Here is a 1008-nt window from a genome sequence, read left to right on the forward strand (position 1 = left end):
CGGCGGCGGCGAGGCGGGGGACCACCTCGTCGTCGGACCCGTGCCCCACCTCGCGCAGGAACCCGCCCAGGGCGCGGCCCAGCTCCGCAGGCCTTCCCTGGTCGTCCCCGAGCCAGAACGGCAGCCTTCCCGTCCCGCCGGGCGCGGGCGTGACCAGCACCCTGTCGTGCGTGATCTCCTCGACCCGCCAGCTCGAGGCCCCGAGGGCGAACACGTCGCCGACCCTCGACTCGTAGACCATCTCCTCGTCGAGCTCCCCGACCCGCGTCGCCTTCTCCCCCACCATGAACACGCCGAACAGTCCACGGTCGGGAATGGTGCCTCCCGAGGTGACGGCGAGGCGTTGCGCACCCGGTCGGCCGGTCAGCGTCCCGGCGTCGCGATCCCACACGAGGCGCGGCCGGAGTTCTGCGAAGTCCGCCGACGGGTACTTTCCCGCCAGCATGTCCAGCGTCGCGTCGAAGGCCGACCGGGGCAGTCCGGCGAACGGGGCGGTCCGCCGGACGGCGGCGAACCAGTCCTCCACATCGATCGACTCGAGTGCGCACGCGGCCACCGTCTGTTGCGCGAGGACGTCCAACGGATTGGTGATGACCGACATGGCCTCGATCTGACCGGCGACCATCCTCTCCACGGTCACCGCGCTGTGGAGGAGATCGGCGCGGTGCTTGGGAAAGACCGCCGCACGGGAGACCTCACCGACCTGGTGTCCGGCGCGGCCCACCCGCTGGAGTCCCGAGGCCACGGAGGGGGGCGACTCGACCTGCACGACCAGGTCCACCGCGCCCATGTCGATCCCGAGCTCGAGGGACGACGTCGCCACCACCGCGCGCAACCGTCCCGACTTGAGGGCGTCCTCGATGAGCGCCCGGCGTTCCTTGGAGACCGACCCGTGGTGGGCCATGGCCAACTCCGCCGGCGCCCCGCGCGAGACCTCGGACGGCACCATGATCTGCGCGGGCGGGCGGGCGGGTGCGGGGGGCAGCGACCCCGGCTCGGTGTCCTCGG

General features: G+C 72.7%; 1 protein-coding gene. It reads right to left on the bottom strand.

Annotation, left to right across the window (positions count from 1 at the left end):
• Window positions 1-1008 (bottom strand): helicase-related protein (locus tag G6019_RS16465; RefSeq protein WP_255458030.1); only part of this gene is annotated, 1008 nt, incomplete at both ends.

The sequence above is a fragment of the Dietzia sp. DQ12-76 genome (assembly GCF_014145045.1).
Taxonomy (GTDB): domain Bacteria; phylum Actinomycetota; class Actinomycetes; order Mycobacteriales; family Mycobacteriaceae; genus Dietzia.